The organism is Aminobacterium mobile DSM 12262, from assembly GCF_000526395.1.
Taxonomy (GTDB): domain Bacteria; phylum Synergistota; class Synergistia; order Synergistales; family Aminobacteriaceae; genus Aminobacterium; species Aminobacterium mobile.
The window spans coordinates 666,648-691,488 of sequence record NZ_JAFZ01000001.1 but is presented as its reverse complement, the minus strand read 5'-3'; the positions used below and the strand labels follow the sequence as shown (position 1 = coordinate 691,488).

Here is a 24,841-nt window from a genome sequence, read left to right as displayed (position 1 = left end):
TGCCTTTAATCCTCAATCGTCCCATCTGAATGGGAAACGCCAAAGCAAAACACTTTTTCATATATTCGGCAACGCAAATCCCAACCTAATTCTTTTGCAACGTAGTTCACTACATTATCAAGGGCACCAGGGCCACCGAGACGCCGACGCCCCTCTTCCGCCATCGCTTGTCGTAATTCCTTATCCGTAAGGATAGCGTAAGCAGCATCTGCCAAAGCTTTCGGTTCAGGCGCCACAAGGACTTCAGAGTTCCCCAATAGTTTTTTCTGTACGAGTTTCCCCTTCTCTCGAATAGAAACCACTGGAACTCCCAGGCCTGCACATACCTGATTAGCGGTTCCACCGAGGCCTATAAGGATATGGGCGTTATTAGCCACTGAAACAAGGGAGCCGAAATGGAAAAACACCTGTATTCCATCTCTTTCTATGCCTGCGCCATTTTGAATAACTTTCCAGCCAGGAGCTCCCTGCACAAGCTCTCTCACATCCAAAGAAGGAGCTATAACGGCCACAAAAGAACATGGAGTGTTTGCCTGAAGGAGCAACGCTGCGTCAAGAAGCATTTTCATATCCTGATAGGCACGTTGCCGGCTTCCAGGTAAAAGAAGGACCTTCACTCCTTTATGTTCTGGCCATTGGAAGGATCCACTATTATTATCACAGGTAAGATCCATTATTGGATTCCCTGCAAAAACTGCATTGGCTCGGGAACGGGATAACTCTTTAGCTGTCTCTGCGTCCCGAGTCCATACTCGTCTACATCGATGTTTTATGAGAAAACGCTCAAGTCGCCAATGTCCACTAAGGTAAACTGTTTTTGCTGTGGCAACAAGCAAGGGAAGCTGTCCCTGCCCCCATAAAGTGTGAAGTAGGAGATAGACATCTCCTACACAAAGAGGTGTCCGAACAGTACCTCTCAACCGCCGCCAAGCCTTAAATTGAGAAAAAATATGCCGTACCAACCCAGAGCGCAGATCTCGCCATAAATCAGAAAGATGATATTTTATGACACCGCCAGAAGGAGATTCAGACGGAGAAGAATCCACTATAAAACCAGCATTACGATATTGCTCGCCCTTCCCTACTATAGGAAAAGAAGAGATGAGAGCACCAGGGAAACGATTGCGGATCTTTTCTGCGAGCAACGCTCCCATCGCATCCTCCCCATACCCGTTGGAAGCCACCACCAGGCGAGGTTGCAGCGTTTGGGCTATAATACGCCAAAATCGAGGCTCCTCATCTATCACTGTAGAAATAATAGGTACGAGCAACGGACAGTCTCCATCCCATTCAGGCAAATTATATACGTCTTTTTCTGTGCACACGAGGTAGGCAGCTCCCAATTCTTTGCGCAGAGAACCTAACCTATTCATGTCTCTTTCATCAAAACGATGATGATCTTTAAAGCGAAGTTCTTTTAATACGTTAAGCCCTGCTTGCTCCAAGGTCCTTCTAAAGCTTGCTGGACTTCCTATAGCTGAAAAGGCGACTATGGGTAAATCTCGAGCTTCAAACCCAGAAATATCTTTCCAGCTCCCTTGCCAAAAAGACCATGTTTTAAGTTCAAGACGCGATGTAAACAAACGAGAAGCCGGGACATATTTCAAAAGTTTTTCTCGCACAGCGCGAAGTTCTTCACTCGATACCTGATCTGCTTTGGTAATAACTACGATATGGGCTCGCTTTAAAGCTTTGGGAGGCTCTCTCAATATACCGGCAGGAATAAGGCGCCCATTTCCAAAAGGACAACACGCATCCACCAGAACAATATCCACATCCCTGCCCAACCGACGGTGCTGAAAGGCATCATCTGCCACAATAAGCTCTACATTATGTTTTTTTAGAGCTTCCACGTCTTTGAGACGATCTCGAGAAACAGCTACTGGTACATTTGAAAGCCGGGAAGCCAAAAGGAGCGGTTCATCTCCTACTATATCTCGATTAGCAGAAAAACCCTGGACAATTACAGGTTCATCGTTGGTTCGCCCTCCATATCCACGACTTACAATACCCACCCGGATCCCCATTCCCAAGAAATGGCGAGAGAGCATCTCCACAAAAGGAGTTTTATTGGTACCCCCAAGGGTAATATTACCCACACTCACAACAGGAATAGAAGGCTCGTAGCTCGCCAAAAGACCGTGGTCAAAGGCGTAGTTACGAGCTGCTACCAGGCTGTGAGAAATGCCAGCAAAGGGGATGAGGAGAGACCACGGACTTACTCGGCGATCCCCTCGCGCCCAATCAAGATAACTACGGAGTACTTTCATAACCTGTTTCTCCACCACCAAACTGAAGATCGTAGAGATGACGATACAATCCACCTCTTACAAGCAGTTCTTCGTGAGAACCACTCTCTGAAATTTTCCCCTCATTCAAGACAAGAATGGTATCGGCATTGCGAATAGTGGAAAGACGATGAGCGATCACAAAAGATGTTCTGCCTTCCATTGCCTTTTCCATAGCTTCCTGTACCTGGCTTTCCACCGCTACATCCAAAGAAGAAGTAGCTTCATCTAGAATGAGAATGCGGGGGTTACGAATAATGGCACGAGCGATAGCCACACGCTGACGCTGTCCACCGCTAAGGGTTACTCCTCTCTCTCCCACTTCCGTTTCATACCCTTCAGGGAGAGATTGGATAAAGTCATGAATGCCCGCAATATGAGCAGCTCGAATAATATCTTCCATTGTGGCATCTGGGAAACCATAGGCGATATTGAAAGCCAAGCTCCCTTTCATCAAAACAGGATCCTGAGGAACAATACCTATCTGTTTCCGAAGCTCTACGAGATCAAGGCTTTTCACATTGTGTCCATCAAGAGAAACAGATCCTCGCTGAGGATCATAAAATCGAGGAATGAGGTCCATAAGAGTAGATTTCCCTCCACCAGTAGAACCTACAATAGCAACCCGTTCCCCAGGTTTAGCCTCAAGAGACACTCCTTTCAAAACCCACTGTTCGTCTACATATGCAAACCAAACATCGTCCATTGTCACTGCCCCTTTCAACGTGCCGAGAGGGACAGGGTTTTTGGGCGAATGGATCTCACAAGGAGTGTCGAGAATTGCAAATATACGTTCTGACGCGGCAAGGCCAAGCTGCATATTGCTTACAACTCTGGTAAAGACGCGAATAGGTTGAACTAAAAAACCAAGATAGCCTAAAAAAGCAATAAGCTCGCCAGGGGTCAAGGCTCCATAAATTACATCGCGGCCTCCAAGCCACAAAATCAAGGCTAGAGCGGCAATAAGTATAACTTCAATAATACCTGAAAGAGCAGATTGCACCTGAACTCCATGCATTAATGCTTTAAAATTAGCCTTGTTTTGATCTTTAAATCTATTGGATTCCAAATCTTCTGTTACAAAAGACCTGACGATGCGAATGGCAGATAAAGCCTCCTGTACAGTGGCAGAGAGCCGGGCCAGTTCCTCCTGGATATTATGCCCCACAATACGAAGTTTTTTAGAGGCATGGTCAAGAATCCATACAGTTACAGGGAGAACAGCGAAGGTAACCAGTGTAAGACGCCAGTTAATATAAATAAGGAACCCTAACATTCCTAAAAAAGTAATACCTTGCACTACCAAGTCTACTATTACAGTCGTCACCATATTCTGGAGTACATTCACATCGTTGGTAATACGCGACATAAGTTCTCCAATGCGTTTCCCATATATATATCGTAAAGACATTCTCTGCATATGATCATAAAGACGCACACGCAAATCCATAACAATACGCTGCCCCACCCAATTCATGAGGTACTGGTGGCCATAAGAGGCTATCCCCTTGCCAATAAAGAGGAATACGAGCCCTATGGAAAGCACATTCAAGACCATCATTTTTTTAGCGATAAGCACATCATCTACTACGTTTTTCAGAAGCCATGGAGGTATCACTGTAAAGACGGAAGACAGCACCATACAGCCCAGAGCCGCCAAAAGTCTCCCAAAATAAGGCTTCGTATAACCTAGCAAACGAAAATAGATGTGTTTTTTACTCTTCATGAACAAACACACAGCCTTTCCACAATGCTACAGATTACTTGAGATGGGTTTTTCGGAGCAAGGTTCGCCCAATGATGAAGCAACATTCGCTGGGCTTCATAACTTTCTCTGTCTTCATAGAGAGACACAAGCTGCAACGCCACCTCATTTGGAGTAAGCTCCCCTACAGTTTCCTTCATGATCTGTCGGTGGGCCAATCGGTTAGGCCAAGCTACATAATATGTTCGCCGACGTGCCATGGAACGTAAAACTTTTTCTTTCAACACAGGCCCCACTACAGGCAAAGCTGCCGTAAGTCCCACCAGCCCGGAGAGAGGGATCACCTGCAAGAAGGCGAAAGGAACTGCAACAAGAGTTGGAATTCCCATATACATCAACTCTAAGGTATTGGTCCCTGGTTGCGTAAGGGCCAGATCTGCTTCCCGAAGGGCCACAGCCGTTCCAGTACATGTAGGATTTAATCCTTGTTTTTTCCATGCGTTAAGCTCTTCGACGTGTGCAAAGGGAGAAAGAAGTGTCGCGACCTGGAGATTTTTAATTCTTTTGCTAAGGAAAGACCTGACCTCTGAGAGAAACGGAAGCGCCCTTGAGCGAATAGCCGGTCGACTGCCAGGGAAAAACGCTATTTTGACCCCATCTTTTCTTTGCCAGGGAGAAAGGCCCGAATCCATGGCCAACCCCTCTTGTACCAAATCTCCTACTACTACCGTTTTTTGTGGCAGTGTATCGGCCATAGCCCGAAAAGCTGTAAGGACACTATCGCAACGCTGAAGCCCTTTCTTTCCACCATAGGTATAACATAAAAGAGGCGATTTATTCTGCCGGGCGAGGATGCGGCCAAAAACCAAATCCCCGCCAAGCTGTATAACTATATCTGTATTATGATGATGGAATGCCGCTAACGTGGCTCCTGCAGAAAGAGGTCCCACAACAACATCAGCCCCTAAACGAAGAGCTACCTCCATTTCTCTGCCAGTGGAAAACTGACAGGGTAAAAGCCAAATGGTAACTTGATAGGCCATCTGCTTCAGAGACTTCGTAAGAGGGCGACACCATCCCCAAAGTTCTCCCGGGCCATTTACAAGAAGGGTCACCTGTTTCATTGCACTTCGCCTCGAAGGATTGTTTCTGCCCAGAGGGCTACAGCTCCCGACTCCCCCATTCCAGAGCGAGCCCTGGCCAGATCTGCATGTTTCCTCGCAGCTACAAGGGGATCAGAAAGATAAGCAAGGGCTTCCTCCATTACTCGGTGGGAGGATGCTTTTTTCTGTAAAAGTTCGGGATATACTTGCTCCCCTGCCATAATATTAGGCAAGGATACCCATGGAGTTTTCACCATCATTTTATAGATAAACCACGACATGAAGGAACCTTTATACATAACCACCATAAAACGATTGACCATCATCGCTTCTAGAGCTGCCGTACCACTGGCCCCTATAACAAGACAACTTTTTTTCATAAGCTCTATGCCTTTCCCTTCAAAAATATCCCAAGATATCAATTTTCCCTTTAGGTCTTCTCGATACTTTGAGGAGAAACTAGGAGCAATCGAAAAAACAGGATTATACCCTTTTTCTTTAAAAAGAGCAGCACATTCCAAAAGGACAGGGAGAAGTCTCTTTACCTCCCCTTTTCGACTTCCGGGCAAAAGAGCTATGGTACGACTTGAAGGTTCTGTGACAGAATCTGCCCCATATTCATCCAGGAAAGGATGCCCTTTCCATACAGAAGGGACACCATGCCGAATCATAAAGAGATGCTCGAATCTTAGAAGAGGAAATACAGCTGTACAATATCGACGCAACGATTGAATTCGTCGCGAGCGCCAAGCCCATACGGTAGGGGGGGCAATGTAAAAGATAGGTTTCTTGTACCCTTTTTTACGAAGGCTTCGAATAAGGGGAATGTGGAAATCTGGACTATCTATGACGACAATTCTCTCTGGTCGTTTTTGGAGTACATAATCGACCATGGTCTTTTTCAATGAAAGAAGTCGTGGTATGGCAGAGATAATATCAGATGTTCCCATAAGGCTTAACTGATCTATAGACCAAAGGGCCTCTCCTCCAGCTTGTTGTCCTTCTTTCCCCAGCATTCCGAAGATAGGGCGAGACGTTATTTTCCGAAGGGAACCAATCAATAAGGCTGCATAGTGATCCCCTGACGGTTCTCCACAACTTATAAAGACTGACAAGATTCAACCCCCACTACAGAAATATTCGCAGATTCTGCAAGCTGAAGGAATTGTTCCTTTTCTAAAATAAGGGTGCGTCCTGCCTCTAAGGCGAGACATGTCTGGCCCGCAGTTTTCATCCCCTCAAGAGTAAGAGGACCCACCACTGGGATATCGAAACGTTCATCCTGATCGGCACGCATCATCTTTACGACACTGCCGCCGCGTACAAGTTCTCCGGCTCGTTTCAACATGGCGTCTGTCCCTTCCATAGCCTCAATCGCTACAACCGAACCGTCACAAACAACCACGCTCTGTCCGAAAGAAAGGGATAACGTGTGGGAGAGAATATATCGACCATATTCTATGTCTCTTTTTTCTTGTTCTGTAGGTTGGCGTCCCGCTATAAAATCCATTTCAGCCAGAAGTTCCGGGACAATAGACCTGTATCCAGCCACTCGAAGTCCTGATCTCTCAATAGTTTGCACAATACGCCCCAACAAAGCATGATCATCGTTCGTGCCGCCATTGCATAGAGATAAACGCAATAATTCGTCAAGAGCTGCTCGATTGTACATAAGGCTTTTAGGAACTCGGCCTGCAAGAATAACAGTGTCCACCTTTTTTATTAACATCTTTTCTAAGAGAACCTGAAGGTTAAGTGAAGTTACTGGAATAATTTCTGTCACATACGGCGACAGCGAGCGAACATCATCTGCAAGGGGAAAAAGATATACAGGAATCCCCTCTCGATGAAGTTTAGAACATATGGCCTCTGGGAGGGCCCCATCCCCCGCTATAATTGCAACAATATTATTCATTTTAATCATTCGCCTTCCGAGCAAAGAAACTCCCTACGAGAAGGAAGAGCACATTCGGTAACCATGCCGCTATAAAAGGCATCATATGCTCTGTTTCTCCCAAGGCTTTACAAAAAGACATGACCACGTAATAAACAAAAACAATAACAACGCTCAAACCAAATCCGACTCCAGATCCTGTCCGATGAGAACGAACTCCAAGGCTGGCGCCTAATATAGCTAACACAACACTGGCCCAAGGGACAGCTAATTTAAGATGGAACATAACCCAAAGAGGAGCAAGCCTAGCCCCCTGAGCTTTGAGAAGTCGGATGTGGACTAAAAGCTCTGTGGCGCTCATCTCCTTAGGTTTCCGTGACGCCTGTTCTACTTGCTGAGGAGAGAGATCTAATTCAAAATGCTGGCGATCAAAATGAAAAAGAAGCTCAACTTTGCCCGTCTCTCCAACCTGATAGACTTCCCCATCATTAAGCCACCATTTCCCATCTTTCCATAGTCCCGTTTTTCCTACAGTTATTCTTCGAAGTTTGCCCTTTTCAAATTCTTGAACCAAGATGTTACTCATGGTTCCTTTTCGGGGCTGGAGCTTTTCGATGTAAATAACTCGATTCAACTCTCCCTGGCTCTCGTCTCGCAAAAAAACCTGCTCCTGCAAAAGAGAAGGCTTCTCTCGCATTACCTCATAGCGCATAAGGTTTTCAGCAGCACGATTTGAAAAAGGAACGACAGTTTCATTTAAAATCAATGCAGCAAAACCTACAATAATCGCCCCCCAAATGACAGGGCGTAAAATCCTCTGGAAAGCAATTCCTGACGCCTTTAACGCTACTAGTTCACTGTTCGCCGAAAGCTTGCCGAATGTCAACAACGAAGAGAGCAAGCAAGCCATGGGAAGGGTAAGAATAATAACCTCTGGTAAGCGATAGAGGAAAAGTCTAACCACGACACCGAGAGAGATTCCTTTCTCAATAATCAAACTGGCGATCTGAAAAAGAAGATCCCCCGCAACAAAAACCATGGTAAAAGACATTACACCGAAGATAAAAGGCCCTGCCATCTCTTTTAAAATGAAACGATCGAGAATACCTCTACCGTGTCTACGCACCAGAGCCACACCCTGTTTCCTCTATTTTGTTGTTTCTTAATATATATTCTGCTATTTCTCTTACAGCCCCGCGCCCCCCTGATGCAGCGGTAACAAAATCTGCTGCTTTTTTAGCTTCTTCTACTCCATTAGCCACAGCACAGCCTAGACCTGCCCAGGTAATGCATTCAACATCATTTACATCATCTCCGGCATAGGCTATTTCTGAGGGGAGAAGATCCAGCATTTTCGCTACGGCAAGAAGAGTTTCATATTTATTGGGGACTCCGTTATAAATGAGATCGATACCAAGCTCTCGGGCACGGCCTTCTGTAGCAGAAGAATAACGGCCACTAATAATAGCTATATGGACACCGCTTTTACGCAACCTCGCAATTCCCATGCCGTCCTGGATATCAAAGCGTTTAAACTCGCTGCCTCGCCCATCGAGATAGACGCCACCATCAGTAAGCGTACCATCTACATCCAGAGCAAGAAGCTTAATGGTCATCGTCTTCTCTCCTTATTTCTCTGGGCCAGGGACTGATACCTCTTTTGGCCTGACGAATAAAAGCAACAACTTCTGCGGCGTTAGGGTTGTTTTCTGTTTCTATGTTTTCCGCAGCAGATCTGAAGGGAAGGCCTGAATGATACAGATTATGATAAAGACGTTTTATTTCCATTCGATCATGAGAAGAAAAACCCGCCCTTTTTAATCCTACTTGATTGATACCATGCACAGAGGCAGGATGCCCATCGACAAGAAGAAAAGGAGGCACATCCTTGACAATTTTGGAAAGTCCTCCGATCATGCAGTAGCGTCCAACCCGAACAAACTGATGTATGCCTGCTATGCCGCCAATAACTGTTCCATCATCTATAGAAACATACCCAGCCAGCCCAGCTTTGTTCGCTATGGTGACACCTTTCCCTATGTGCACATTATGCCCTAAATGAACACCTTCCATAATAAAACAGCCGTCCCCCACCGACGTCACCGCCCCTTCTCCGCTGGCTCGGTGAATTGTAACATTTTCTCTTAATGTAACGCTGTTTCCTATGCGCACCCACGATTCTTCCCCTTTAAAACCATGATCCTGGGGTTCTCTGCCAAGAATCGCATTTTCAAAAACATGACATTCTGCGCCGAGTTCAACGTAATCTAAAATACGTACGTATGCTTCGAGAACTGTTTCCCTACCTATGTGAACACGATCTCCAACTATGCAATAAGGTCCAATAACAACTCCATCTTCCACTTCAGCCTGAGGAGACACAAGAGCTGTTGAATGAATAGTTACGCTCATATTATTCTTAATCCTCCGTTGTCTTTCCAGATAGCCGCTCCGCCATTATAAAACTATATTCTGCCTCCGCCGCTAATTCTCCATCTACTTCCGCTTTGGCCCACACCTTCCCTACACGGCCTCGAACTTTTTTTATTTCAGCAGTGGTAATAAGTTGATCGCCAGGGCGAACTGGCCGACGGAATCGCGCTTTATCAACGCCGGTGAGATATGTAATCATATCTCCCATATTGGGACGACAGATAATCATCATAGCTGCTACTTGCCCCATAGCCTCAAGGATCAGGACTCCCGGCATTACAGGCTCTCCAGGGAAGTGGCCTTGAAAGAAAGGTTCGTTAATAGAGACATTTTTAAGCCCCACAACTCTCTCTTCTTCTACCTCCAATATCCTATCTACAAGAAGGAAGGGGTAGCGATGAGGAAGTGCTTCCATTATCCTATCGATATTGATCATTTTTACGTTCTCCTTTCACTAGCAGCGGCTCTCCAACGCTCTGAGCCGGCGAACCAGCCGAAGATGCATTTCATGCCCTGTCCTAATAGCCACAATATGAGCATGGAGAGGGCGCCCAAGCAACGTAAGGTCTCCAATTATATCGAGGACTTTGTGACGAACAAATTCGTTAGGAAAACGAAGACCTCCCTCAGTTTCTGCTTTTTTTCCTGTTACTAGAATAGCATTGCTAAGAGTTCCGCCTTTTGCAAGACCCCGACCTATCAGGTCATCCATTTCTTCATCTAGAGCAAAGGTACGCGTAGGAGCTATTTGGGTTAAAAAACCTTCCGGTGTTACTCGAAAGTCAAATATCTCCGTACCGATTACCGGATTCGAATATTCGATAATATACGTTATAGAGAGGCAATCCTCTGGGAAAGCCATGAGGATCCGATTCCCTGTCTCGTCTTTCTCCACTAAAGGAACGAGCAGTTTTAAAGGTTCGCTCAAAACTCCTGTTGTCGCTCGTCCTGCTTCCTGTATTCCCTTCGCAAAAGAAAAAGAACCCCCATCTAGTATAGGAATTTCCGGACCAATTACAGCAACCACAACCTGACCAATTTCCATAGCCCCTAAAGCTGCTAAAAGGTGCTCCACTGTCCTTACTCTTCTGCCACCAGGGAAAAGAAGCTCTGTTCCTCGACCATCCCCAGAGAATTCCGCACTATTCAAGGGGAAGTATTCACCATTGATTTTGAACAGAATACCCCGATCCTCTGTGGAAGGTTTCAACTCCACAGAGCATGGAGCGCCTGAGTGAAGCCCCACCCCTCTAAAAATTATTGGGGAAGCCAGCGTATAAAGAGGGGTCATTCTTTCTCCTCTTCTAGACTTTTTATTTTTTTCTCAAGCTCCCTCAACCTGGAGAATATTTCAGGCAATCGCAGATAAAGAGCTTGAGCTTTGAAATGTTCCTTGTGGTCCCTCGCAGGAAACCCTGACACCACTACTCCAGGTGCTACGTCTTTAACAGCTCCACTCATGGCCGCAACTTGGGCACGATCTCCTATTTTTACGTGGTCTTTAGCTCCGCTACGGGCTGCCATTATAACGCCTTCCCCAAGCTCAGTACTTCCCGCTAACCCCGTCATGGCGACAAGAATACAATTCTCGCCTATCCGCACATTGTGCGCTACATGAACATGATCGTCAATTTTCACTCCAGCTCCTATATACGTATTATCGAGAGTACCACGATCGATGGTGGAACAGGCTCCCACCTCCACATCGTCCCCTATTACCACACCACCTACCTGAGGTATTTTGACAGGCCGCTCCTTGGGGCAACGAGAAGGGATAATTCCAAACCCATCACAACCTATAACAGCACCGCTATGAATAAGAGTTCTTTCCCCTACCAAAACATCGGAAAATAAGACAGCCATGGGCTCTATAACAGAGTGAGCACCCACTTCACAATTTGCCCCTATATAAACATGAGCTTCAAGTACAACGTGATCGTGAATAACGCTGTTATCCTCTACCACGCAAAAAGGTCCTATGAAAGCAGAAGGTGAGATGCGAGCTGTTTCAGCTACTAGTGCCGTGGGATGAACACCCTTTCCCCTCTTGTTTGGACTTTTGAAAAGAAAAAGAAGCTTGACAAAAGCCTCTCTAGGATCTGAGACCAGAACTCCCTCTCTCTGGCCATTAAAAAAAGATGGAGGCCCCACAAGAAACCCTTCACCCCCCATTTTCCCTAGTTCTCGTTCTTCCCAAATAACAGAAACTGTATTTTTTGCACTTTTTTCAGGAGAAACTACAGCATGAACCTCATGCTCAGGATCCCCCACCACTGTCCCGCCAATATAATCCGCGATTTGACGGAGCGTCACGGAAACGTCAGGCACTTTTTTCACTCTCGCCGTCCCCCTTACAAATTTCCTACAGCGCGAATGCTCCATTGGTCATCATCGCGCTCGTCATAATGCAATTCTATAGATAAAAACTCATTCAACCGATACCCCACTCCCATGTTCTTTTCGCTGTTTTCGCTAAAACGAACCCAGAAATACGGCTGTTTTACTTTTCCTGTCAACCAAAAACGCCACCATATTTCTTCTCCCGGATATGCCAATTCCACTCCGAACAACAAGCGAGGGAAGTACCGCCAGCGAGCTCCCCAACGGCTTTCAAGCCCCCAGTCATTGGTCGAAAGGATCCATTCCCCATAAAGCTCTACATCCCAACCGCTTAGAGGAAGAGCCTTTCTTCCTACATGAAGCCCCAGTTCCGGGTATCTATCATCTGTCCCCCCATAAGCAGCTGCCCAAGCTTGAATTGTAAAACGGGGGCTTTCTACCACTGCATCAGCTTTCGCTATCTGCGATGGTTTAAAGGCGACATCTACCTGGGCTTTGGAATTTTCCACTATATTACGACCTGCAAGAGATTGTCTTGCCAGCTCTTCTACTTCTTTTTTATGAACGTCCACCCATTGAACAGGAAGCCCAATGACCGGGAAAAGACCTGACTGGAGATTATCTTTCAGATCTGACTGAAAAGCAACCGGAAGCGAAGATGATTGAACAGTAGGTGTAATAGCAAGAACCAATGGTTGTTGTGGTAAAAACGCCACATTAAGAGTGGCACCACCACCCTCACTATCGATCTGGACCTGCAAAGATACGTCCCAACCAGGCAAACGAGGCCCTGATAGGGCTTCTATTTCCTGTTTCAAAGCCATATCAGCCCACCCCAAGGCTTCTACAGGCACTTGATCTAAAGCTTTTAACAGCTGCGACTGTAGATCTTTCGTATCTTCATAAAACCACTGGTCTGTGGGGTAAGGTAAAACAGGTTGAATAACATGTACCTGCCATAAAATAGGGTTCGTAGATGAAACTGGCAAAAGTACATCAGTCCCACTCCATTGGGGGGTCTTAATGGAGTATCCCAGGAAAAGGCGCTCTGCTACGAGAGTTAACATGGAGAGGCGATCTGCAAGAGGAACTGTGGACTCCATTTCCTGCCACACAGCATTGAGACTTTTCTCTGCGCTACCTTGCATCCAAGGCTGCATTCCTTTGATTTTAACAGCCCCGTAGAGAGGACTGCCAACAAAAAGAAGGGCCGCAGCCAAAAACGCAGCGGCTACAGCCCCGCACCTTTTCACCATAACAGATGGTCTCACTCCTTAGAAGAGTTCTCCGAAACCAAAGTGGGTTTTATTCTCGTCTTCTCCTTGAGCGTAATCAAGCCGAAGGTTCCCGAGAGGGGTTTTCACCCGCACGCCCACTCCCCAAGAATCATGGAGATCGGAAAGGCTAAAATTATCTTGGCCTCTCCAAGCATTTCCAGTATCGTAAAAGAGTACAAAACCAAAAGCTTTTTCTATGGGCAACCGGAATTCTAAATTAGCCAGGAACATTTCGTCCCCTTCAAACTGACCTCCATCATAGCCGCGAAGAGTATTTGTACCACCAACAGAGTAACGCTCAGCAGAAGGAATAGTTCCTGAAGAGAAGCCTATTCGAGTTCTCGCCGCAAAAATTGGAGGGTTATCTTCTGTTCCAATGTTAAGGTCGAAGAAATTTTTGAATCCTGTTAATGGGGCATAAAAACGTCCCTGGAGCCAGTACTTTGTATACGTCCAGTCAGCCCCGAAAAAATCCATAGCATGCTCTACGTTGAGATCTATAATATTCCCTTTCGAGTAACTCAAATATTCATCTAAAGTGTTTCTTGTCAAGGTTCCAAGAACTGCGAAGGTCGTGCCCTTCGTTAAATCTTCTTTATCCGCTTCTGTAGCAGAATTTTTCTCTCGAATATTGGAGACATCCACATCATGCCAGTCGAGGGTGAGATACCAGCTCAGGAAAGGATCATGAGAGAACTTTTTCCCGGCGCCAATATAGGCCCCTGTCCGTTCTTCATCGTATTCGAGCCGTTCTATATTGTCTCGATAGTACCCTCGATCTTCCCACATTCTCTTGTAAGCTCCGACTTTCCACGAATAATGGATTTCATCCATATAAGGCTCTGTGTAAGAGACCCAGTACTGCTCATTATCTCCCGTTTCAAAACCTATTTCCGCTTTATGCCCTTTTCCCTTCCAGTTCACATCCGTATACGAGAGACCGCCAGACCAACCGCTCTCCGTTCCGTGGCTAATGGAAAGCCCCACTGAGGCAGTTTTCTTCTCCTCTACCGTTACAATAACATTTGTAGCCATAGGAGAATCGCCTGGCTCAAAACCTACACTTACATCTTCAAAATATCCCAACATCTGAATTTTATTAATGGAATGACGCAAAACAGTTGCGTTAAATATGTCGCCTTTTTTTACTTTAATCTGCCGTTCAATGACATAGGTTTTCGTCTTTGTGTTCCCCTGGATGATAATATCACCCACCACAGGCTCTAAAATCTGGACATTAATAATGCCGCCTTCAATCTGCACGTCTGCTATGCGCATCATGACATAACCATCTTTTTGATACTTTTCTTGGATACGCTCAAGATCATGCCTAAAAAAGACCCTATTAAAGACCGTCCCTGGTGTAGTAAAAACAAGTTTCAGTAACTCTTCATCGCTGTAAACAGTATTTCCGGAAAGCTCTATTTTTTCGACGACAGGATTCTCCTTAACTACGTACGCAACAGCAACTCCTCCCTCTGCAGCCGAAAGATCTACATCAACAAAAGAGAAAAATCCCAATTCATAAATGGCTTCCACGTCTTTCTGAAGCTGTTCTTTATTGAGAGGTTCCCCTGCTTTGGTGCCAACCGCAGAAAGAATATGTTCTGCTACCACATGTTCGTTGCCACGAACACTAAGAGAAGCCACGTTCGCCTCTTGAGCCCCAACCCCATTACAGAGAAGCCCCACTAACGCAACACATACGAAAAAAACACATATTGATCGCTTCACACACGATCTCTCCTTCCGGAAAAGGTGCTTAAAGATTACTGCCGATTAACAACGATTGCTGGTCCCTGATCGCGAAGGGCTTTTTGCCCCACTTGCACAAGAGTCAAAATCCGATCGAGGGATATATTTTTTTCGTTTTCCTTGCCTTCTATATTCCGTTGTCCTTCTGTCTCCACAATAGTAGATTTTTCACTTCTCAGCGCTACTGCTGTCGGCCCCCTATCCAGACGAGGGAGCTGATACGGTTTCCCCTCCTCCTCTTCCCCTTTTTGTCGCATAGCTTCTATATTGCTTTCGCTAAGATTGCGACGTAAAGCCGTTAACAACGCCTGTTCATCAATGGTAAGCCATTCAAGAACCGGTTCCTGGGAACGATCTGCTACTAAAACCCTGTGGGCATTCTGCATGGGGACAGAGAGAGGTGCGGAGATTGCACAAAGGAAAAGAAAGGCAAGGCCCAGGGATTTCACGACAAAACCCAGAGTCGTTTTCCCGTGTACTGCCTTTTCTTCACAAGCAGCAAGTCGCCACAACTCCTGTCGTGCTTCTTCCAGTTCTGCTCTGGCACATTCCATTTCAGATAAAGCATTGTGCCACGCCTTCCTTCTTGATGCGTAAAGACACCGTTCCAGCCATCGCATAACCCTTAAGATACGTTTTTCCATACTTCCACCACTCCCGGAATAATGAGCCTTCTCTTTTCATTATCACCAGTCATATCTCTTTAGTGGCATGGTCTGGCAAGAGCCAGCTACGAAGCCTCGCTAGAGCATTCCGCTTCAGGCGATATACGTGGCTTACATCGATATGATGCTCCTGAGCAACTTCCTTTGCATCATGCCCTTTAAAAAACATATCCGCAACAATTTCTGCTTCTCTCTGAGGCAATTTTTTGACCTCATGAGAAAGAGTGAGGGAAAGATCATAAAGATCCGGAGAAAAGCTGTCCATTGCCACCAATTCCTCTTCCACATCTACAGGAACAGGAGCTTTTGCCTCAGACCTCTGTAGAAAGTTAACCATTTGCCCCTTAATGCGATAGAACGCATACGTCGTGAACTTTAATTGTCGCTCTGGCTCAAAATTATCCACAGCTTTAATAAGAGCCAGCATTCCCTCCTGAACCAGGTCAGGATAAGAAGATGGGGCTACCTGAAACTTTTGCGCTAACCAAAAAACAAGCGGACGATAAGATATAATGAGTTCCTCTCTCGCTTCGTCATCTTTATGACATCGAATCCAGAGGTGAGCCTCTCGTTCTGGAGAAAGGCGCGTAGATCGATTATCATCAAATGTTTCGCCCAACAGTCTTCCCCCTCCTCGCCGCATCATAGAGCGATTACGAAAATTCTACCAGTTCATAGCTTCCTTGTCTAAGTGAAGTTACCTACAACAAAATAGGAAGATCTCTTACAAGTTCACTCTCGACATAAAGATGGGTAGCATCGTTCAAGAATGAAAGCATAGAGAGACCTCGATAAGCCTGAATACAGGAAATAGAACAATTATCTAACCTCATTCGCCACACAAGTGATGAACTTACTCCTAATAAGCTTACTAATGCCGTTCGAATAGTTCCACCATGAGCAACAACAAGAATTCGTTCTTCCTCGCGTGTCATAATCTCCTTAAGGACATTGTCCACACGCTGCTGAACACTACTAAAAGACTCTCCACCTCCAGGGACCGTTGAAGAAGGATCCTGACGCCAACGACGATGCTCCTCAGGGAAACATGCCTCTACCTCTGTGACAGTCAACCCTTCCCATTCTCCAAAACCTATTTCCTCCAGCCCCTTCCGGAGAAGGATCGAGGTGGAAACTTGATGTTCAGCTATAATAGCGGCAGTTTGAGCGGCTCGCTGCAAAGGACTGGAAACAATAAGCTCTGCTTGAAAGGACGCGAGACGCAACGAAACTCTCCTCGCCTGATCAAGTCCCTCTTCATTAAGCGGAACATCACTATGCCCCTGATATCTTTGTTCGTTATTCCAATCGGTACGTCCATGTCTTACAAAAAGAATCTGTTTAAGTGCCAATTCTTATTCTCCTTCATACAATCAACTTCGAGTTATTATACCCCGTTCTCCGATCTCTCTAGAAAAAAGATAGCATTATAAAGAGATTTTTGAAAAAATATATCCCCCTTCGAGGAACTTTTTTCTCTCAGAGAAGCAGCTTCTTTTAAAATCTTTCTGTATATCTCCGCATTTTTACCGCCCTTTATTTCTATCTCAAAAAGGAAGCTAGCTCCATAAACAAGCAAATTCCAGAAATTCCATCCCGCTAAAATAGTGTTATGAGGGATAAAATAAATGCTCTCGATTAAATATCGCGGGATATGCCATGGGGTTTTCCTGAATGTAAAATAGACAGTTTTAAAAATATCGTACTCGAACCCAACTCCTCTTCGCAGGTTTTCATTATCAATAGAGTAAATGGAACCGTCTTTACTTTTTACTAGATTATATGTGCGAATATCCGAATGACGAATGCCCTTTGCAAGGGACACTGGGGCCTCTTCCCTTAAAAGAGAGTATAAAATATCTACATCTGTTTTACTCATGCCTGAAAGCCACACAGACCTCTTTTTTTGGAATAAAGAAAGAATCCTCTGGACATATAGAGAGCTATCTATTGGAGAGTCTACACTAGCTCCATGGAAACGAGACTGGTAACGAGCCATAGCTTTCGCGTATCTAAAAGGAAGTTGTTTCCGCAGCGGAACGCCCTCTATCCATTGAGAAAGAATGTATGGCCCAATCTGTCTATAAACTTTAGGGATGGGAACTTTCTTCGCTTCCAAAAGAGACGTTATTTCTACTATATTTCTGGCAGCCTCCCGAGTCCGAGTCCAATAAAGTTTCATTTTCTCTTTTGTCTTCCGGTCAAATATAAGAAGTGGCTTGGAACCACATCCTTGCCGTAAACGAACAACAAATTCCGGAACATACCCCAGGGCTTTATATAAAATTTCAGCACAAGATTCTCCGCCTGGGAGGCGGAATGTTCGGGCGTCTATAATATACCCTCGCTCTGAATGATGCGTAGAAATTTCATCGAAAAAACGCGATAACAACACTGAGCATAGGCCTCCTTTGTGTTTTGAGAAGAATGTAACTTTATTATAATTAAATCTTCTATGATTAATTAAATATCTAGATATATTATATATAGCAGTATTTTCATGGAAAGACAAAACTTCTCTACGGAGGGGGAAACACAAAAAAAGCTTTGCGCCCTTTGCTTTCCCAGCAACAAGACACAAAGCCTATTTTTCTATGATATGGAGCCGGCGGGCGGACTCGAACCGCCGACCTGCGCATTACGAGTGCGCTGCTCTACCAACTGAGCTACACCGGCAGTATGGACTAAAAAATGGCGGTCCCAACGGGATTTGAACCCGTGTCGCAGCCTTGAAAGGGCTGTGTCCTAGACCACTGGACGATGGGACCGCTTTGGTGAGCCGTGTGGGAGTCGAACCCACGACGCCCGGATTAAAAGTCCGGTGCTCTACCTACTGAGCTAACGGCTCATTGCTCTCAGCTCGTAACCGCCGTTACGCAAGGGTTTATTCTACAGAAAAAAGGCAGCAAGTCAAGCCCCTCTTTAAAAAATCTCAGGATTTCGCCTTGTTTGCTATTATTTTTATACTTTTTATCCAGTTCCACCCATGATCTATTTGGCGATTTACTTCAGAAAAAGAGGTCCCACCATAGGTCTGGCGACGAGATACACTTGTCTTAAGATCCAAGAGTGGAAGAAGATCCTCTTCCACTTCTGGGACGAGATCTTGCCATTCAGAGAGGGAAAGTTGAAATAGGGAACAGTTATGGTCTAAACAGTAACGTACAACCTGTCCTGCCTTCCAATGAGCCTCTCGGAAAGGGATTCCTTTGCCGACAAGATATTCCGCTACATCCGTAGCTAATGTTAATCCATTTTGAAATCCTAAAATCGCCCGGTCCTGATCTGCCTCTACTTGAGACAGGAAAGGAGGAAAGATAGAAAGTATAGCTTCCACTGCGGTAAGAGAAGCCAGAAGCCCTCTTTTATCTTCCTGAAGATCTCTATTATACGTCATGGGTAATCCTTTTAAAGAAATAATCAAATCGAGAAGATGCCCTATTATTTGCCCTGTTCGCCCACGAGTTAATTCGAGAACGTCAGGATTTTTCTTCTGCGGCATCATACTCGAGCCAGTACAAAAAGCATCTGGAAGATTAATCCAGCCAAATTCCTGAGAGTTATAAATAACCAGGTCTTCAGAGAGACGACTACAATGGATGGCAAATCCCGTAGCGAAATAGTGATAGTCGAGAAGATAATCTCGCTGCGCAACAGAATCCAAGCTGTTTTCTGAAGGGGACTGGAAACCAAGGGCCTCAGATGTGAAAAAGCGATCTAAGGGCAATGTAGAGCCCGCAAGAGCGCCAGATCCAAGAGGGCACTCTTGCATGCCATCTAAAGCTGCCTGAAGGCGTGTATAGTCTCGCCGAAACGCCTGGAAATGAGCCATCCAATAGTGACCTAAACTAATAGGTTGAGCTTGTTGCAAATGAGTATACCCCGGCACTACCACATAAAGATGCGCCTTGGCTCTCCCAAGCAAAACTTCAAGAAGGGCTCTCATCTTTTCTTGAAAATCTGCGAGTTTATCTCGAAGGAAAAGGCGAACCGTCGTTGCTATTTGATCGTTACGGCTTCTTCCTGTGTGGAGCTTTTCTCCAAGAGAGCCGAGAATCTCTGTAAGTCGATGTTCAATGTTCATATGTACGTCCTCCAGTTCAATGGAGGGCTTGAATTTGTCCTCTTCAATTTCGCGCAATATCTGTTTGAGCCCTTGTTCCATCCGCAATCCTTCGTCAGGTGTCAAAAGACCTACAGAAACAAGCATCTGAGCGTGGGCCAAACTTCCTTGTATATCAAAAGGGGCTAGGCACCAATCTACGTCTAGAGACTGGGAATAATTCAGAACTATATCAGCGGTATTCTCACTAAATCGCCCTTTCCACATAATATTAATAGCCTCCCTTACATTAAACATCCTTGTTGCATAGGAGTGGAACAATCTATCTCATGGAAACGACGTGCCAGCCATGTTCCTGCGGGATGATATCCAAGACCTAACCAAGAAGCCATCTGAAGATGAAGACACTTTACATTGAAGGAGTTAATATTCTGAATGCCGCCTATCCCACCACTTTGCAAGGCCGCCCAGAGACATCTTCGACGTTTACGAAAAAAAATTTTAGTTCCTAAAGACAGCAAACTTAGCTTTATCATTCGATGTGCTAAATGATACTGCACCCACTTTTGGAGTGGGACTCCAGAGGAAAGAAAGGATTCCATGTCTTTTACTCCTTGTTGGGATTCTAGCTCCCCGCATTTTTGAACAAGGAAAGGACAACTTAACCAAAATATGGTAGGGAAAGGTTCTTGCCTCTTTATTGGGTTACAAATGAGCGTCTGTGGATACCCCCATTTACAACGAGAAGCCACTCCTAATACTATTCGATCGTCAAATTTTCGTCGAGACATTTGGCGCCTTATAACGTCCATATCCAGTAAGGAGATGTAAGGATAAAAAGCAGGGGAGCCTTGGCTCCCCCATCTATTTCTTCCTGTCATTTACTTTTACGACTCCGGCGTTTTGCGGCTTTCGCATTGTTGAGCTTGCTATTCAAATCAGCTATCTTTTGGTCGCTTATTTTGAGGAAATTAGAAAGTTTCTTTTCAAAACTATCCTCGGTTTCTTTAGGAGCAGAGGGAAGGGGGGGTCGTTCTTCCATTTTTTTAAGCGAAAGATCAATCCTGTTCTTTTCATCAATCTTAATAACTTTCGCCTTCACCTTTTGCCCTATGGCAAGAACATCCTCTACTTTCTTGACATAATTATACGAGAGCTCAGAGATATGAATCATAGCCCTCTGTCCCGTGGAGAGGCGCACAAATGCTCCATAAGGCATGATCTGCTCCACTTCACATTCGACCGTGTCTCCTACCTGTACCGGAGCCTGGTCACTCCTCTTTTCTTCTACCATCAGCTTTTCTACCCTCCAAAAAAATGAATGTGAAAGGCCTTTTTCAGGCACACTTAGTGATTGTCTGAATAATATCCTTTGCGTACATCACCCCCACGGGACAACTCAATGATTTACATCATGAATTTCGCCGGGCAGTTCTATCCACTTCCAGACCAATCCACCCTTCCCTCCTATAGGGCTAAAAAGCGCCAACCCCTGAGAGAAAAAAGACCTACTCTGGGAATTATACCAAATCAAAAGAGTTCCAGTCTCTTTATTTAAAATACTTTTCAATACGGCTTTTTGAATAACAGGAGAAAAATATGCAAGAAAAATCAAACCGTCTTCTCCAAGCTTTTCTCTAATGTACGAAGAGCGATTTTGCCGAGTTTGGGGTAACAAAAACATTTTATCTCTCCCGTCGTAAATATGGGGGAGAGACAGCAAAGCACTATAACAAGCAACGTGGCAACCTGTTCCGCAAAAGGAGATCTTATAAGAAGAGCACTTTTTATGTAAAATAACTCCTCCTTGAGGGGAAAGATTTCGGGGTTCAATTTTGCTTAACAATGATAAAGACGAAATATGCACTTCAGGGAGTACTCGGTGGATATCCACAATACAGCGCAAAGTTGCCACCCTGACACATCTCGGCCCCTTACTCAGAGAATACACTGCTATTCGCCCTAAGAAAAGACGCGCCAACGTCTGTCTTAATTTAAGGAAATTAAGCCTGGGAGTTTTCTCGCTCATCTTCTATTGCACGGAGAGCTTTTTCTATACGCGTGAAAGGCTCCAATAGTTCCATGGTACGAGCAGCTTCTACAAGAATGGCAGAAATATCATTAGCCTCTCCTTCCCTCTCAGATTCAACGCAGAGACGAAGGGGAGAGCTCACCGGATCTACCTGGAGAAGAAATACTCCTTTTTCTATTTGAGGCTCCATGTTTCCTGTCTGTTTTAAAAAGGAACGGGCTGTATCGGAAAGGGTAACCACTTTTCCTCTAGAAACCTTCCGCAAGGGTGCTAAAAAAGAATCTTCACGACATATCCATAAGACAGGCTTCATTTCTACCGAGGAAACGAGACTTTGAAGGATCAATTCCTCTCGGAGATAGACATCCAAAGCGTTACCATATAAAACTCTCTCGATGCGAGTAGGAGAAACGGGGTCAGTATATCTAAAATCCATAGGAATACCACGAAAATCTGTTATCAGCACTGCCCCTCGGTAGGTATTGTTATTCTCCTCAATTAACAAATACCCAAGCTGCTTATTTGTTGTCATATAAGCTGTCCTTTCTTGAATTAAAAAATTAGCTGCTACGCATAGAGGTCAAAACCATCTTTGCCTTCTGCACATTTTTCTTTTTTTTCTTCTCGGCGTGCATGAAGGCCGTTCTCTCTTTCCCTTTTTTTCTTACCCCTATCGTTCTTTTTCTTCAAATCTGCCTTCTGGCCTCTGGCAGATTCTTCTCCACCCTGCACCGTCTGTTCTTTCTGTAAAGAACTTGCCACAATTTCTCCTTGTTGTCCGGCTAAGGATGCAGGGGAGTTTTGTTCTCGAACATTCTGCGCATTTTGCTCTACATTCCAATGAGAAAGCTGTAAGTGCAAAGGATTTACAACCATTCGACTCTCTCCTCACATAGCCCCTTTCATTTTACTGAGGGGACGATTTAAAAATCAAAAGGCTTCACACGAACCTCTCCAGCCTCATAGATAAAGGTGGCAAAACGCTGTTCCTCTCGAACTATATATGTAACTCCTCGAATTGTCACAGAAACGCCAGGGTAACAGACCCCCTTAACTCGAACTCGGCCTTTGGAGCGACTTGTCTCTATTCTCGCTTCAATGGATTGCAACTCATCCTCATGTTTGATAAGCTGCGCTTGTATTTGGAATTTGTTTTTGGTGAGAGAAATTAGAAGCTCTCGCTTCCCATCATCAATCTCTCCAGCAGATTCAAGTTTTTTCAGAAAGGAAAGATTCGCTTCCACCTTATCTGCCTTATCTTTTAACGCAGTTATAAGCGTTTGCAATTCCTTTTTTCTCTCGTTATATTCTGGCAAAACCCCTACTATTACTTCTGTTTTAGTTCCCATTTCGCTTCCTAAAGTTTGGCAAAGCACCTCTACCCCGGCCTGTACCCGACCTCCGGCGATCTGCGATTTAGCTCCTCCTAAAACAACAACAGATTGATTAGCTGAAACATCGCTATGGAGAATAGCATTCTTTATCTGAACCGTCCCGTTACTCGCTACGAGGCATTGGTCCACAAAAGCTGCCTCTATATTACCAACAGCTTCTATTCGGGCTTTCCCCATACCTCGCACCCCGCCAGAAAGAGCGATATTCCCTTTACTCGACAAATGAGCCCCTTCAACAACTCCACGTATCTGAATATCTCCAGAAGAAACAACTTCAAAGCCTTCTCGAACAGATCCTTTAATATCCACGGTACCTATAAAGTTAATATTTCCCACACTATAATCAAGGTCTCCATCTACAGTAAAGACAGGTATTACATTGAGCTTCCCCTGGGAAAGAGTCAAATGCCCATCTGTAGAGGCAAGCAAAGAAAGGCCGTCTTCCGCAATATAAGTTCCCTTGCCCACAGGGAGGTTATAATCTCGTCCCAACTTTGCCGCAACAGGAATACCCCTTACTGTCATTCCGCTATGACCTTCAGTGGGTACCGTTTTTGTGGCAAGAAGCTGGTTTTTTAACACGATGGTAATAGTATTCATATTGCGATAATCTACTTTCCCACCATCTTCTGTAACCTTAGGTTTGCTTTCCCCGAATTGAACAGAAAAATCAATTTGTGCATCTTTGCCATCTTGTGGCAACTGTCCTGAGGCAACATGAACCCACTCATTAATAATGCGCTCCTGAACAATTCTCCCTAAAGCATGAGTATCTACCCCGAAAACAACACCCTTTTCCGCAAGACTTTTTTGCAGGAAATCTACAGTCGGCCAAGGTTTATCTCCAGTAGGAGGTGATATCCGCAGGTCTGCGCTCATACCATCAGCGTTTATTTGCACCTCCACAACAGCATCCCGTTCATTGGCCGGATCTCGTTCCGCGATCTTGAAAGGTTCTTCTTGCTTTTCTTTAAGAAAAGCAACAATCGCATCTCCATCGTAGTTTTCTACGCCCTTTTGTTTCAGTAAGTCAACAACATCACTCAAGTCTGGCATGCCTTCCGCCAGTGAAACGAGATAGATACCATCCTCCTTGAATTCTAAACGCAAAGACGCCTCTCCCATACTGAAGCCCCCCTTACTTGGCCTGGAGCATTCTTCTTAAGGCTACTAAAGCTTTGCCATGGAGTTGAGACACTCTTGATTCTGTTACCCCAAGAACACTTCCAATCTCCTTTAAGGTCAAACCTTCATAATAATAAAGGGATATGACAAATCTTTCTCGTTCAGGAAGTTTTTCGAGAGCAGAAACAACCTTTTCCACTTCTTCAGACTCTTCCAAGACCTCCAGAGCTGAAGACGCATCGTCAGCAAGAACGCCCTCTCGTACAACTTCTCCATCATCTAAAGCTAAAACTTCATCGAGAGAAACGATATAGCTGCGGCTAGCTATTTCCAAAGTCTCTCTATATGTTTTTTCGTCCATTTCAAGCTCATTCATGAGCACTGCATCATTAACAACGCCCTGATCTTGCAAGACTTTGTCTACAGCACGATTGAGCTTTTGTATCTTCTCCCTTCCTGTTCGGGAAATCCAATCATACTTACGAAGCTCATCTAAAACTGCGCCTCGAATTCGCGGAACAGCAAAGGTCTGAAAGGCTGCTCCTTTTTCGAGGTCAAAGCGATCTATTGCATCAAGAAGACCAAACACTCCAAAACTCAAGAGGTCATCATAATCAAGCCCAGAAGGGGGGGAGACAGCCATTCTACCTACCACATACTTCACTAAGGGGAGGTATCGGCAAACAACTTCCTCCTTCGCGGCTTCTGAGCGATCTCTAAAATAACGAGTCCAGAGTTCCTGATCTCTCTCTTTCATTCCTGCGCGC

General features: G+C 45.1%; 25 protein-coding genes and 3 tRNA genes. All 28 read right to left on the bottom strand.

The genetic code is table 11. The features are described 5' to 3' along the window. Positions 1–5: 5 nt before the first annotated feature. Positions 6–2,270, bottom strand: coding sequence for a lipid-A-disaccharide synthase-related protein (locus tag K360_RS0103290; RefSeq protein WP_024821764.1), 2,265 nt, complete (start codon positions 2,268–2,270; stop codon positions 6–8). Then, complete coding sequence (locus K360_RS0103285) at positions 2,254–4,014, bottom strand: ABC transporter ATP-binding protein (RefSeq protein ID WP_024821763.1); 1,761 nt, start codon at positions 4,012–4,014, stop codon at positions 2,254–2,256. Before K360_RS0103285 ends, K360_RS0103290 begins: the two co-directional genes overlap by 17 nt. Then, positions 4,011–5,117 (bottom strand): glycosyltransferase family protein, encoded by a 1,107-nt coding sequence (locus K360_RS0103280; RefSeq protein ID WP_024821762.1) that lies wholly within the window; start codon positions 5,115–5,117, stop codon positions 4,011–4,013. The genes K360_RS0103285 and K360_RS0103280 overlap by 4 nt, the downstream gene beginning before the upstream one ends. Further along, complete coding sequence (lpxB, locus tag K360_RS0103275) at positions 5,114–6,211, bottom strand: lipid-A-disaccharide synthase (protein ID WP_024821761.1); 1,098 nt, start codon at positions 6,209–6,211, stop codon at positions 5,114–5,116. Before lpxB ends, K360_RS0103280 begins: the two co-directional genes overlap by 4 nt. Continuing rightward, positions 6,196–7,011, bottom strand: coding sequence for an LpxI family protein (locus tag K360_RS0103270; protein ID WP_024821760.1), 816 nt, complete (start codon positions 7,009–7,011; stop codon positions 6,196–6,198). Before K360_RS0103270 ends, lpxB begins: the two co-directional genes overlap by 16 nt. Before the next feature lies 1 nt (position 7,012). Beyond that, on the bottom strand, positions 7,013–8,125 hold the full coding sequence (locus K360_RS0103265; RefSeq protein WP_024821759.1) for an LptF/LptG family permease: 1,113 nt from the start codon (positions 8,123–8,125) through the stop codon (positions 7,013–7,015). Then, a complete protein-coding gene (locus K360_RS0103260; protein WP_024821758.1) occupies positions 8,109–8,606 on the bottom strand; it encodes a KdsC family phosphatase in 498 nt (165 codons plus the stop codon). The genes K360_RS0103265 and K360_RS0103260 overlap by 17 nt, the downstream gene beginning before the upstream one ends. Next, positions 8,596–9,402 carry an acyl-ACP--UDP-N-acetylglucosamine O-acyltransferase gene (gene lpxA / locus K360_RS0103255; protein ID WP_024821757.1) on the bottom strand — a complete coding sequence of 269 codons (807 nt, stop codon included), beginning with the start codon at positions 9,400–9,402 and terminating at the stop codon, positions 8,596–8,598. The genes K360_RS0103260 and lpxA overlap by 11 nt, the downstream gene beginning before the upstream one ends. A gap of 7 nt (positions 9,403–9,409) precedes the next feature. Beyond that, positions 9,410–9,859 (bottom strand): 3-hydroxyacyl-ACP dehydratase FabZ, encoded by a 450-nt coding sequence (gene fabZ / locus K360_RS0103250; protein ID WP_024821756.1) that lies wholly within the window; start codon positions 9,857–9,859, stop codon positions 9,410–9,412. 18 nt (positions 9,860–9,877) lie between these two features. Continuing rightward, a complete protein-coding gene (gene lpxC, locus K360_RS0103245) occupies positions 9,878–10,714 on the bottom strand; it encodes a UDP-3-O-acyl-N-acetylglucosamine deacetylase (protein ID WP_024821755.1) in 837 nt (278 codons plus the stop codon). Further along, a complete protein-coding gene (lpxD, locus tag K360_RS0103240; protein ID WP_024821754.1) occupies positions 10,711–11,760 on the bottom strand; it encodes a UDP-3-O-(3-hydroxymyristoyl)glucosamine N-acyltransferase in 1,050 nt (349 codons plus the stop codon). The genes lpxC and lpxD overlap by 4 nt, the downstream gene beginning before the upstream one ends. A 14-nt stretch (positions 11,761–11,774) precedes the next feature. After that, complete coding sequence (locus tag K360_RS0103235; protein ID WP_024821753.1) at positions 11,775–13,019, bottom strand: hypothetical protein; 1,245 nt, start codon at positions 13,017–13,019, stop codon at positions 11,775–11,777. Between the two features lie 18 nt (positions 13,020–13,037). After that, on the bottom strand, positions 13,038–14,774 hold the full coding sequence (locus K360_RS0103230) for a BamA/OMP85 family outer membrane protein (RefSeq protein ID WP_024821752.1): 1,737 nt from the start codon (positions 14,772–14,774) through the stop codon (positions 13,038–13,040). Positions 14,775–14,809: 35 nt separating this feature from the next. After that, on the bottom strand, positions 14,810–15,439 hold the full coding sequence (locus K360_RS0103225) for a hypothetical protein (protein WP_024821751.1): 630 nt from the start codon (positions 15,437–15,439) through the stop codon (positions 14,810–14,812). A gap of 49 nt (positions 15,440–15,488) precedes the next feature. Continuing rightward, positions 15,489–16,079 (bottom strand): sigma-70 family RNA polymerase sigma factor, encoded by a 591-nt coding sequence (locus K360_RS0103220; RefSeq protein WP_024821750.1) that lies wholly within the window; start codon positions 16,077–16,079, stop codon positions 15,489–15,491. 82 nt (positions 16,080–16,161) lie between these two features. Continuing rightward, positions 16,162–16,812: an alpha-ribazole phosphatase gene (gene cobC / locus K360_RS0103215; RefSeq protein WP_024821749.1), complete on the bottom strand. Its 651-nt coding sequence runs from the start codon at positions 16,810–16,812 to the stop codon at positions 16,162–16,164. Positions 16,813–16,847: 35 nt separating this feature from the next. After that, the gene (locus K360_RS0103210) at positions 16,848–17,855 is read right to left on the bottom strand and encodes a phosphotransferase (protein ID WP_024821748.1); all 1,008 of its coding nucleotides are present in this window, start codon (positions 17,853–17,855) and stop codon (positions 16,848–16,850) included. A gap of 205 nt (positions 17,856–18,060) precedes the next feature. Next, positions 18,061–18,136 (bottom strand) — tRNA-Thr (locus K360_RS0103205). A gap of 16 nt (positions 18,137–18,152) precedes the next feature. Then, positions 18,153–18,228: transfer RNA gene (locus K360_RS0103200), tRNA-Glu, on the bottom strand. Positions 18,229–18,232: 4 nt separating this feature from the next. Then, positions 18,233–18,308 (bottom strand) — tRNA-Lys (locus K360_RS0103195). Positions 18,309–18,392: 84 nt separating this feature from the next. After that, positions 18,393–19,790, bottom strand: coding sequence for an argininosuccinate lyase (argH, locus tag K360_RS0103190; protein WP_024821747.1), 1,398 nt, complete (start codon positions 19,788–19,790; stop codon positions 18,393–18,395). Positions 19,791–19,807: 17 nt separating this feature from the next. Then, a complete protein-coding gene (locus tag K360_RS0103185; protein WP_169728658.1) occupies positions 19,808–20,314 on the bottom strand; it encodes a DUF501 domain-containing protein in 507 nt (168 codons plus the stop codon). A gap of 86 nt (positions 20,315–20,400) precedes the next feature. Further along, positions 20,401–20,817 (bottom strand): S1 RNA-binding domain-containing protein, encoded by a 417-nt coding sequence (locus K360_RS0103180; RefSeq protein ID WP_024821745.1) that lies wholly within the window; start codon positions 20,815–20,817, stop codon positions 20,401–20,403. Between the two features lie 105 nt (positions 20,818–20,922). Next, on the bottom strand, positions 20,923–21,207 hold the full coding sequence (locus tag K360_RS11310) for a gluconate 2-dehydrogenase subunit 3 family protein (RefSeq protein WP_156923330.1): 285 nt from the start codon (positions 21,205–21,207) through the stop codon (positions 20,923–20,925). A 319-nt stretch (positions 21,208–21,526) separates the two neighbouring features. Continuing rightward, a complete protein-coding gene (locus K360_RS0103170; protein WP_024821743.1) occupies positions 21,527–22,087 on the bottom strand; it encodes a hypothetical protein in 561 nt (186 codons plus the stop codon). Positions 22,088–22,122: 35 nt separating this feature from the next. Further along, the gene (locus K360_RS0103165) at positions 22,123–22,431 is read right to left on the bottom strand and encodes a hypothetical protein (protein ID WP_024821742.1); all 309 of its coding nucleotides are present in this window, start codon (positions 22,429–22,431) and stop codon (positions 22,123–22,125) included. Between the two features lie 47 nt (positions 22,432–22,478). After that, on the bottom strand, positions 22,479–24,074 hold the full coding sequence (locus K360_RS0103160) for a DUF342 domain-containing protein (RefSeq protein WP_024821741.1): 1,596 nt from the start codon (positions 24,072–24,074) through the stop codon (positions 22,479–22,481). Between the two features lie 13 nt (positions 24,075–24,087). Then, the gene (locus K360_RS0103155) at positions 24,088–24,831 is read right to left on the bottom strand and encodes a sigma-70 family RNA polymerase sigma factor (RefSeq protein WP_024821740.1); all 744 of its coding nucleotides are present in this window, start codon (positions 24,829–24,831) and stop codon (positions 24,088–24,090) included. Positions 24,832–24,841: the final 10 nt, after the last annotated feature.

What these genes read in the sequence shown, in the direction of transcription:
- K360_RS0103170 (WP_024821743.1), bottom strand. Translation starts at nt 22,087, where the DNA reads ATGACAACAAATAAGCAGCTTGGGTATTTGTTAATTGAGGAGAATAAC.
- K360_RS0103225 (WP_024821751.1), bottom strand. Translation starts at nt 15,439, where the DNA reads ATGGAAAAACGTATCTTAAGGGTTATGCGATGGCTGGAACGGTGTCTT.
- fabZ (WP_024821756.1), bottom strand. Translation starts at nt 9,859, where the DNA reads ATGATCAATATCGATAGGATAATGGAAGCACTTCCTCATCGCTACCCC.
- K360_RS0103260 (WP_024821758.1), bottom strand. Translation starts at nt 8,606, where the DNA reads ATGACCATTAAGCTTCTTGCTCTGGATGTAGATGGTACGCTTACTGAT.
- K360_RS0103235 (WP_024821753.1), bottom strand. Translation starts at nt 13,019, where the DNA reads ATGGTGAAAAGGTGCGGGGCTGTAGCCGCTGCGTTTTTGGCTGCGGCC.
- K360_RS0103180 (WP_024821745.1), bottom strand. Translation starts at nt 20,817, where the DNA reads ATGGTAGAAGAAAAGAGGAGTGACCAGGCTCCGGTACAGGTAGGAGAC.
- lpxA (WP_024821757.1), bottom strand. Translation starts at nt 9,402, where the DNA reads ATGAGCGTAACTATTCATTCAACAGCTCTTGTGTCTCCTCAGGCTGAA.
- K360_RS0103290 (WP_024821764.1), bottom strand. Translation starts at nt 2,270, where the DNA reads ATGAAAGTACTCCGTAGTTATCTTGATTGGGCGCGAGGGGATCGCCGA.
- lpxC (WP_024821755.1), bottom strand. Translation starts at nt 10,714, where the DNA reads ATGACCCCTCTTTATACGCTGGCTTCCCCAATAATTTTTAGAGGGGTG.
- K360_RS0103285 (WP_024821763.1), bottom strand. Translation starts at nt 4,014, where the DNA reads ATGAAGAGTAAAAAACACATCTATTTTCGTTTGCTAGGTTATACGAAG.
- argH (WP_024821747.1), bottom strand. Translation starts at nt 19,790, where the DNA reads ATGTGGAAAGGGCGATTTAGTGAGAATACCGCTGATATAGTTCTGAAT.
- K360_RS0103270 (WP_024821760.1), bottom strand. Translation starts at nt 7,011, where the DNA reads ATGAATAATATTGTTGCAATTATAGCGGGGGATGGGGCCCTCCCAGAG.
- K360_RS0103185 (WP_169728658.1), bottom strand. Translation starts at nt 20,314, where the DNA reads ATGTCTCGACGAAAATTTGACGATCGAATAGTATTAGGAGTGGCTTCT.
- K360_RS0103165 (WP_024821742.1), bottom strand. Translation starts at nt 22,431, where the DNA reads ATGGTTGTAAATCCTTTGCACTTACAGCTTTCTCATTGGAATGTAGAG.
- K360_RS11310 (WP_156923330.1), bottom strand. Translation starts at nt 21,207, where the DNA reads ATGTTTTTGTTACCCCAAACTCGGCAAAATCGCTCTTCGTACATTAGA.
- K360_RS0103280 (WP_024821762.1), bottom strand. Translation starts at nt 5,117, where the DNA reads ATGAAACAGGTGACCCTTCTTGTAAATGGCCCGGGAGAACTTTGGGGA.
- K360_RS0103160 (WP_024821741.1), bottom strand. Translation starts at nt 24,074, where the DNA reads ATGGGAGAGGCGTCTTTGCGTTTAGAATTCAAGGAGGATGGTATCTAT.
- K360_RS0103155 (WP_024821740.1), bottom strand. Translation starts at nt 24,831, where the DNA reads ATGAAAGAGAGAGATCAGGAACTCTGGACTCGTTATTTTAGAGATCGC.